This is a genomic window from Streptococcus suis, from assembly GCF_002964045.1.
Classification (GTDB): Bacteria; Bacillota; Bacilli; order Lactobacillales; family Streptococcaceae; genus Streptococcus; species Streptococcus suis_U.
In genome coordinates this window covers 1-7,906 of sequence record NZ_POPB01000359.1, presented here as the reverse complement: position 1 = coordinate 7,906, position 7,906 = coordinate 1, and the positions used below count along the sequence as shown (strand labels likewise).

Here is a 7,906-nt window from a genome sequence, read left to right as displayed (position 1 = left end):
CCAAGAGAGTAGAAACAGAAAGAAAAACACAGACAGTTCGGCTGGATTTCATCTGAAGCAGCTCAATCTGTCTGTGTATTTTTTTAGTTATTGGCTAGTTTTTGCCCAGCCTCTTTATAATTTTATAGCCAACCCTTTTCCTGTGCTATCTTAACAGCAGCCGTGCGGTTTTCAGCACCTAGCTTGGACAGGATAGAGGTCATGTAGTTGCGGACCGTCCCGTCAGATAGGTAGAGCTGGCTGGCGATTTCCTTATTGGACAAGCCGTCAGCTACTAGCTTGAGCAGCTGGCTTTCCTGGTACGTCAAGGGACTGCGTTGGGTCAGGAGAATATCCATTAGCTCTGGCGAGTACTCCTTTCGCCCCGCCAAGACCGTTTCAATGGTCCGCATAAGGTCCGAGATGGAGCGCTCTTTGAGCACATAGGCATCCACATCCGCCTTAACCGCCCGCTCAAAATAGCCTGGTCGCTTGAAGGTGGTCATGATGACTACCTTGACGGGCAGGGATTTCTCACGCACCCATTCCAGGACATCCAGCCCCGTCTTCTCAGGCATTTCAATATCTAAGAGTAACACATCTACTGGCTCTTTTTCCAAAAGAACAAGGGCCTGACTGCCGTTTTCTGCCTGTAAAACAGCCTCAACCGCATCTTGAAAGCCCAAGAGCTGACAGAGGGCGTCCCGCAACATGGCCTGGTCTTCTGCGACTAAGATTCTCATTCTACCACCTCCTCAAGCGGAATTCGTATGGACAGGCGGGTGGGCTGTACCAGAGAAAGAAATTCCAAACTACCCTGCACCGTCACCAACCTATCCTTTATAGTATGCAATTCTTGACCTGTCAACTGGGCAAAGCCCACACCATTGTCTTCGTAGTGCAAGACCAATTCTTGCTGGTCTTCTTCAACTATCAAACGGCACTTGCTAGCCTGGCTGTGTTTGAGCAGGTTATTGGCCAACTCTCTCAGCACCATAGCCAGTTTGTTCTGGACAGGCAAACTGAGCTGATCTGCTATTTCTCCGCCCAAAACGACCAAGTCCACTCCTGCCAAGTCCAACATCTGCTGCAAAATCTGGAGTTCCTCTGCCACGGTGTGCTGCTTGAGGGACTGGACAATCTGGCGGACGTCCTGCATGGAGTCCTTGGCTAAGTTCTGGAGCTCCTGCACTTCCTTCTTGGCCTGGTCAATCTGGTCGTGGTCCAAAAGGGTCTTGACCAGCTCCGCCTTGACGGACAGCATGGCAAAGACATGGCCCAGGGTATCGTGCAAGTCCTGACCGATGCGGTTGCGTTCGTTCTCAGCAAGCAAGAGGTTAATGGAAGCATTTTGTTCCTGAATCCGTTGTTGGAGAGCTTCCCGCTTGGTTTCAATCCAACTGAAAATCAACAAGGCCAAGCCGAAAAAGTGAATGATGAGTGCAAAAGCCCGCATTTCAAAGGGAACAGGTCCAAAAAGGGCCCAGAGGATAATGGCCAGCAACAAGATCCCATAGGACACCGTTCGATAGGTCGGCCGAGTTTCCTTATAATACCAGCCCAGCATATTGGACAGGTTGAAGATAAAGAGGGAAAACTGCAGATTGCCCCAAAAACTCATGACGGCGATGTAGCCAATCAGGTAAAACCAGCCCAGCATGGAATAGAGCTTGTGGTCTGTGTAAAAGAGAGAACAATAGACTAGGGCAAAAAGAATGGTTGCTAGAACCACAGCCGTCGGATTTGGAGAATATTGGGCATAATAAAGCGGAAAATAGAGAAAGATCATGCCCACGAAGAACATGAGTGGTATCTTTCTTTTTTCAAAAATCATGGGTCACCTCACTGCTGGTCAGATTTTTTATGGATGGTCAGAGCAATTCCTAAGAAAATTATGGCATATCCTAGGACAATTAGCAAGGATTTCCAGAGAAAATCTCCCTCTTGGGCATAGGTGGTCACCAGCTGATTGACATGGTAGCTGGGCATAAGTTTGCAAATTCGCTGTACCCAGTCAGGAAAGAGGGAGACAGGCATCCAAGAGCCACCCATGATAGCCAGAACAAAGTAGAGCAAGTTGGCCACCACCGACATGGTTTGTTCCGACTGGATTTGCACCAAAAGCAAGCCAATGGCTAGAAATACGATAGAGGTTACTAAAAGCAAGAGAGCCGAAAACACCCATTCTTGAGCTGTCATCTCAACTCCCTTGACTAAGCCTCCGACCGCAAAAACAATGGCAATGGAAGACACAAAGCAGAGTAAGACCCGCACCAGTTTTGAAAGATAGTATTGCCAAATCGGCAGGGGAGAATGCTGGATAAAGGTCAACCAACTATTGTTTCTATCCTCAGCCAGCATCATAGGAAAGGTAAAGAGGGCAAAGCCCGACATGGAAAAACCTGTCATGGTCAGCATATAGGACTGGATAAAGGCCTTTTGCGTGGTCGCATCATCAAACTGAACTGTCGATGAGAAAATCAGGAAAAAGATAAGAGGCATCCCGATTGACAGGAGAAAAACTCCCAAACTTCTAGATAATTTGACCGCTTCTACTTGCACCAATGCTTTCATGATTCTTCCTCCCTTGTCTTGTCAAATAGGCTATTGAGCAGAGTTTTGTTCTGAACCTCTAGGTCTGAAATCCGACAACCTGCCTCCTGCAAACTAGCCCAAACCTGCTCAATGGCTCGGGTCTTGAAGCTGACCGTATCTTGTTTGTAGCTGATTTCATTGATTTCAGCCAAGCTCTCCACCACCGCCGCAAAGGCAATCGGCAGTGTCACTTCTTTTTCTTGCTCCTCACTCCGCATAGCAAATGGCGTGGTATCTCTTAGTAACCGCCCCTGGTGCAAAACCAAAATCCGCTCCGCCGTATGCTCCACTTCCTCGATATAGTGGCTGGTATAAAAAATAGTCACACCCTGAGCCTTAAGCTCATGGACAATCTCCCAAAAACGCTGGCGGGTCGAAGTATCCATGCCCGCCGTCGGCTCGTCCAAGAAGAGCAACTTGGGTTTGCCAATCAGGCAGATGACGAAAGCCAAGAGCCGCTTCTGACCACCCGATAGCTTGCCGGCCAGTTGATTTTTTTGCTCTGGGGAAAAGCAGAGCAGGCTGTCGATTTCCACATCTGTCAGACTATCATTGTAGATGGCTTGGAAAAAGCGGAGCAATTCCTTGACCTTCAAGTCTGTCGGAATAGCATTTTCCTGTGGCAAGACTGCCACCGTTTCTTTATTAGACTGAGCCTGCGGAGCCAGACCGTCCAACAAAACCTGGCCTTTCGTCGCCTTTCTATCCCCCAACAAACAGGACATGAGCGTTGTTTTCCCAGCCCCGTTAGGACCAATCAAGGCCACACATTCCCCAGACCTTATCTCAAAGGAAATATCGGACAAAATGGTCCGTCCTTTGATGATTTTTTCTAACTGATTGACTTGAATCATCCTTGCTCTCCTTTCTGACATATCACCGCTCCAACAATCCCAATGACCATACTTGCTGGTAAGGACCAAGCCAAGTAGGTCATTACTTGCAAGCCTTGACCAAACAAAATGCAGGAAGCATAGAGAAACACAAAGGCAACTGTGAAATAAGATAAACCTGTTTGAACAAATGATTTCATACTACTCTCCTTACACTAATTACTGACTGAATTCCTTTTACACACTCAGTATAACGTATCACCCACACCCCTACTAGAAGCCTTTGTCATGGACTCATGTGACAAATGTCATATTAAAGATTGCAGCAAAAAAGAGTCCTACTGGACCCTTCAACTATTTACAACTTAGGAGCTTGACCAAGTTCAGCCTGCAACATCCAAATATGTTTTTCAATACTAGCCTTAGCCACATTGAAAATGTCGTTGGTTACGCTGTCACCTTCTTCATCACTGACATCAAAACCTTTTTGGAACAAATCAGCTAAATAACGGAAAACATCCACCACACGCGCCAGTTGCTCTTCCATCGTCAAGCTATAATCCCCAGGAACCTCTTTCAGCTGACTATATTCAGAAAATTCTTTCAGTGTTGAGAACGGTGCACCACCTAAAGTAATCAAACGTTCACTCATCTCATCCAAATATCCATCCAACTCATCCATATATTCGTCCATCTTAGGATGCCAAATCATAAAACCACGACCACGCATATACCAATGAACTTGATGCAAGATAGAATGAGCCACTGACAGGTCTGCGACAGCTTGATTGAGAATAGCCTTGGTATCCTGATAGTTCAGAGATTTCCCCAGAGACAGACTAGCAACTTCAGCTGATGGCTTCAATATTTCTTTTTTCATAAAAGGAACCTTCTTTCTTATATTTTTATTTATATTTATTATAATGTTATTTAAATAAATGTGCAACTAATTACCATCTAGTGAGAAGTCCTTTTTTAGACAAGCAAAACGCTTGCAAAATGAGGATCTTTAAGTTATTCTATAGATAGTCAACATATGGGAATTTCTCCCATCACTCCCTATAACATCTATTGGAGGTTCATATGTCAGAAGATAAATTGAATGCAAAACTCGACCAGTTGACAGGTTCTGTCAAAGAAGGTTTGGGCAAGTTAACAGGCGATAAAGGTCTTGAAGTTGAAGGGCTTGTGGAAAAAGGTCTGGGCAAGGCAAAAGAATTGGTTGAAGATGCAAAAGACGGCATTGAAGGTGCAGTTGACGGTATCAAGAAAGCCTTTGATAAGGAATAAACACAAACGACCTTAGGGTCGTTTTTTTAAAGAAAGGATACAATATGGCAAAACTCCTCTTTGTTTGTTTAGGCAATATCTGCCGTAGCCCCATGGCAGAATTTGTCATGAAAGATTTAACTGACAACTTACACATTGAAAGTCGGGCAACGTCCAGCTGGGAACATGGCAATCCGATTTACCCAGGAACCCAGCAAATTTTTCAAGAGTATGGTATTGCCTACGACCAAACCAAAACCTCTCAACAAATCTCTCAAACAGACTTTGAGGAATTTGACTATATCATCGGCATGGACAGCAACAACGTCCGTGATTTGCGGAAAATGGCTCCTGCCCATGCCCATGATAAGATTTTCCAATTCGCTGACAAATCGGTCCCTGACCCTTGGTACACAGGGGATTTCCAAGAAACCTACCGTATGGTTAAACAGGGATGTCAGGATTGGTTAGATAAATTGACTTAATACATTTTCCCCGTGCCATACCTTCCATCATAAACTAGATTTGCCTTAGTTTTCATTTATTTCAGGCATACTATCATACTGACAATATAGGATGTTAGAATGTTCTGCGTAATATTTTTGTAATATTTGTAAAAAAATGGTAAAATGAATCAGATGGTATTGATATTGAAATCAATTAAAATAGTTAAGATACCATCAGTACTGTTTATCAAAAATTATCGAAAGTGTGAATCTATGAAAGAGTTTAAAAAAAACAAACAAGTAAAGAATTCCTTTTCGGACTTCTTTACAAGACCCAGAATTGAAGTCCTTTCTATCTTAATCATACTTTTTTGTGCCCTTTCAGTATTTACGGGACGAATTGGTACAAAAGAAGTGTTGTCTTTAGATGACGGACGAATACAGTATAACGGAAATGTCGTTGCTAGCAAAATGAATGGACAAGGGACACTAACCTTTGAAAACGGAGATGTCTACGAAGGCCAATTCAGGAATGGCATTTTTAACGGAAATGGAACCTATAAATCAGTCAGCGGTTGGGTCTATACCGGTCAATTCAGAAATGGCTATGCTGACGGCAAGGGAAAATTGACCACTGAAGGTCAAGCGACATACGAAGGGACGTTCAAACAGGGGATCTATCAAAATGAAAATTAAATGGCTTTCACTGATTAGGGTAATTGGACTAGTTTTTGTCCTACTCTATCACTTCTTTATCAAAAATTTTCCGGGAGGATTCGTTGGGGTGGACCTCTTTTTCACCCTATCTGGTTATTTAACGACAGCATTACTCATCGATGAATTTTCCAAAAATAAAAAAATTGATATTATTGGCTTTTTCAAAAGAAGATTTTATCGCATTCTTCCTCCTTTGGTGTTGACCATATTATTGATACTCCCTCTTACCCTGCTCATTCGTAATGATTTTCGAGCAAACATCGGGAGCCAGGTGGCAGCCACGCTAGGATTTATGACAAACTTTTTTGAAATTTTGGCTGGAGGAAGTTACGAAAATCAATTTGCCCCTCACCTCTTTGTCCACACATGGACCCTAGCAATCGAAGTCCAATACTACTTACTTTGGGCAGGTTACGTTTGGTTCATGGCGAGAATTTCTAAAAGTATTGGGCAGTTGAGAGGAACGATTTTCCTAACATCAACTGGTTTATTTACACTTAGTTTCCTAGCCATGTTTCTATCTAGCTTTTTTACAGACAATTTTTCATCTATTTATTATTCCAGCTTTACACATACATTTCCCTTCTTTCTAGGTGGAATGTTAGCAACTATTGCAGGTGTCAGCAATACAACACCTCAATTTCATAACTTGGTTGAAAAACTTAGTTTCTTCAAAACACTTGGGATTTTTGTTGGTGGACTAGTAGTTGAAATCATTTTACTCTTCACCCTCCAATTTAGCTCTATATGGACCTACTTGGTTGGCCTACTCCTATCCAGTTTGGCTACTGCAGCTATGGTATTTTCCGCTCGAATTTTACATGAGAAAACCGAATCCATCAAAGAACCTCAGATTATTCTCTTCCTTGCAAATATTTCCTACGGAATCTATCTCTTCCATTGGCCCTTGGTAACTATTTTCACTCAATTGACCAATGGAACAATCGCAGCCGCCCTCTCCTTCATCTTTTCTGTTATCCTGGCAACGATTTCCTTCTATATTTTTGAACCATTTGTTGCAGGTAAAGTCGGTCAGCTATTTGGACTTCCAATCGATTTAAAACCATATAAAAAATGGATAGAAATCAGCTTAAGTTCACTAGCAATTTTGGGACTAGGAATATGCCTATTTGCCCCTAAACTCGGAAGTTTTGAACACGAAAATATGATCAGTAGTATTTACCAAGCCCAAACTCAAATGAATACTACTCGATCTGCAGCAGAAAATGTCAAGGCTACGGGTTTTGAAATCCAAAAAGGGATTACTATTTTTGGAGATTCTGTTACAGTGAGAGCCAGCTCAGCTATTCAAGAAACTCTTCCTGATGCACAAATTGATGGTACTGTCAGTCGTAACTTGACAGAGATTTCAAAACTCATCACTCTGTACAAACAAAATAATACACTGAAAGAAACGGTTGTTGTCGCTCTTGGAACCAATGCTGCTGATAATTATCAAGAATTATTAGATCAGCTTGTAAATGATTTCCCTAAAGGGCACCGATTGATTTTTGTTACTCCGTATGATGGTAACTACACACCAAGTAATTCTATTGCCTATAAGACTGGTCAATATGAACAAGATTTAGCTGAAAAATATGACTATATCTCTATTGCAGATTGGTACCAGGTTGCCAAAGACAACCCCACCATTTGGCTCAATACCGATCTTGTTCACTTCAACCTTGAAACAAATGGCGCAGACCTGTTTGCACAAACCATTAAAAACGCAATTGATACCGCTGCTAATGGGCCTGTAAAAAATTAAATTTCTAAAAGACACCCCTGCTTCTGATTTGATGGAAAGCATGGGTGTTTTGTAACCGCCCAATAACAAAGTATTTTGAAAAGGCTCCAAAGTCCTATCGACTCTGGAACCTTTTTCTATTTACATGCTCTCTTAATTTTTTCCTTCCATGGCAAATAAGCCTCCAGCACCTCCTTTTTTGCGAGTGTCTCCTCATTAGGTAAGTGTTCTAGAAGATAGTTCATATATTTCTCTGCATCAAGTCCGTGTCGCTTAGCTGTTTCTAAAAGACTCAAAATGACAGCTGTTGACTTGGCTCC

11 protein-coding genes are annotated in these 7,906 nt (G+C 42.8%); 4 read left to right on the top strand and 7 right to left on the bottom strand.

Features of this window, described 5'->3' with window-relative positions; translation table 11 throughout:
- Window positions 1–122: 122 nt before the first annotated feature.
- From C1E99_RS08800 to C1E99_RS08775, 6 genes are all read right to left on the bottom strand, one after another.
- Window positions 123–722, bottom strand: a complete 600-nt coding sequence (locus C1E99_RS08800) for a response regulator transcription factor (RefSeq protein ID WP_105207314.1) — start codon at window positions 720–722, stop codon at window positions 123–125.
- Window positions 719–1,813: a sensor histidine kinase gene (locus tag C1E99_RS08795; protein ID WP_161943237.1), complete on the bottom strand. Its 1,095-nt coding sequence runs from the start codon at window positions 1,811–1,813 to the stop codon at window positions 719–721. The genes C1E99_RS08800 and C1E99_RS08795 overlap by 4 nt, the downstream gene beginning before the upstream one ends.
- Before the next feature lie 8 nt (window positions 1,814–1,821).
- Complete coding sequence (locus tag C1E99_RS08790) at window positions 1,822–2,553, bottom strand: ABC transporter permease (RefSeq protein ID WP_105107948.1); 732 nt, start codon at window positions 2,551–2,553, stop codon at window positions 1,822–1,824.
- Entirely contained in the window at window positions 2,550–3,428 is an 879-nt protein-coding gene (locus C1E99_RS08785; protein ID WP_105207313.1) for an ABC transporter ATP-binding protein, read from the bottom strand. The genes C1E99_RS08790 and C1E99_RS08785 overlap by 4 nt, the downstream gene beginning before the upstream one ends.
- Complete coding sequence (locus C1E99_RS08780) at window positions 3,425–3,607, bottom strand: hypothetical protein (RefSeq protein WP_105107946.1); 183 nt, start codon at window positions 3,605–3,607, stop codon at window positions 3,425–3,427. The genes C1E99_RS08785 and C1E99_RS08780 overlap by 4 nt, the downstream gene beginning before the upstream one ends.
- A 158-nt stretch (window positions 3,608–3,765) precedes the next feature.
- Window positions 3,766–4,287: a Dps family protein gene (locus C1E99_RS08775; protein ID WP_105107945.1), complete on the bottom strand. Its 522-nt coding sequence runs from the start codon at window positions 4,285–4,287 to the stop codon at window positions 3,766–3,768.
- A 203-nt stretch (window positions 4,288–4,490) separates the two neighbouring features.
- On the opposite strand from C1E99_RS08775, the gene C1E99_RS08770 reads away from it, so the two are divergent.
- The 4 genes from C1E99_RS08770 to C1E99_RS08755 all read left to right on the top strand — a co-directional run bounded on the left by C1E99_RS08770 (window position 4,491) and on the right by C1E99_RS08755 (window position 7,607).
- Window positions 4,491–4,697 carry a CsbD family protein gene (locus C1E99_RS08770; RefSeq protein WP_105118441.1) on the top strand — a complete coding sequence of 69 codons (207 nt, stop codon included), beginning with the start codon at window positions 4,491–4,493 and terminating at the stop codon, window positions 4,695–4,697.
- Between the two features lie 44 nt (window positions 4,698–4,741).
- On the top strand, window positions 4,742–5,161 hold the full coding sequence (locus C1E99_RS08765) for a low molecular weight protein-tyrosine-phosphatase (protein WP_105207312.1): 420 nt from the start codon (window positions 4,742–4,744) through the stop codon (window positions 5,159–5,161).
- A 234-nt stretch (window positions 5,162–5,395) separates the two neighbouring features.
- Entirely contained in the window at window positions 5,396–5,818 is a 423-nt protein-coding gene (locus tag C1E99_RS08760) for a hypothetical protein (protein ID WP_105144789.1), read from the top strand.
- Complete coding sequence (locus C1E99_RS08755; RefSeq protein WP_105207311.1) at window positions 5,808–7,607, top strand: acyltransferase family protein; 1,800 nt, start codon at window positions 5,808–5,810, stop codon at window positions 7,605–7,607. Before C1E99_RS08760 ends, C1E99_RS08755 begins: the two co-directional genes overlap by 11 nt.
- A gap of 116 nt (window positions 7,608–7,723) precedes the next feature.
- On the opposite strand, the gene C1E99_RS08750 is transcribed toward C1E99_RS08755, so the two are convergent.
- The coding region (locus C1E99_RS08750; protein ID WP_238146183.1) for a transposase domain-containing protein at window positions 7,724–7,906 on the bottom strand (183 nt) is incomplete at its 5' end.

What these genes read in the sequence shown, in the direction of transcription:
- C1E99_RS08770 (WP_105118441.1), top strand. Translation starts at nt 4,491, where the DNA reads ATGTCAGAAGATAAATTGAATGCAAAACTCGACCAGTTGACAGGTTCT.
- C1E99_RS08800 (WP_105207314.1), bottom strand. Translation starts at nt 722, where the DNA reads ATGAGAATCTTAGTCGCAGAAGACCAGGCCATGTTGCGGGACGCCCTC.
- C1E99_RS08780 (WP_105107946.1), bottom strand. Translation starts at nt 3,607, where the DNA reads ATGAAATCATTTGTTCAAACAGGTTTATCTTATTTCACAGTTGCCTTT.
- C1E99_RS08765 (WP_105207312.1), top strand. Translation starts at nt 4,742, where the DNA reads ATGGCAAAACTCCTCTTTGTTTGTTTAGGCAATATCTGCCGTAGCCCC.
- C1E99_RS08760 (WP_105144789.1), top strand. Translation starts at nt 5,396, where the DNA reads ATGAAAGAGTTTAAAAAAAACAAACAAGTAAAGAATTCCTTTTCGGAC.
- C1E99_RS08785 (WP_105207313.1), bottom strand. Translation starts at nt 3,428, where the DNA reads ATGATTCAAGTCAATCAGTTAGAAAAAATCATCAAAGGACGGACCATT.
- C1E99_RS08775 (WP_105107945.1), bottom strand. Translation starts at nt 4,287, where the DNA reads ATGAAAAAAGAAATATTGAAGCCATCAGCTGAAGTTGCTAGTCTGTCT.
- C1E99_RS08790 (WP_105107948.1), bottom strand. Translation starts at nt 2,553, where the DNA reads ATGAAAGCATTGGTGCAAGTAGAAGCGGTCAAATTATCTAGAAGTTTG.
- C1E99_RS08755 (WP_105207311.1), top strand. Translation starts at nt 5,808, where the DNA reads ATGAAAATTAAATGGCTTTCACTGATTAGGGTAATTGGACTAGTTTTT.
- C1E99_RS08795 (WP_161943237.1), bottom strand. Translation starts at nt 1,813, where the DNA reads ATGATTTTTGAAAAAAGAAAGATACCACTCATGTTCTTCGTGGGCATG.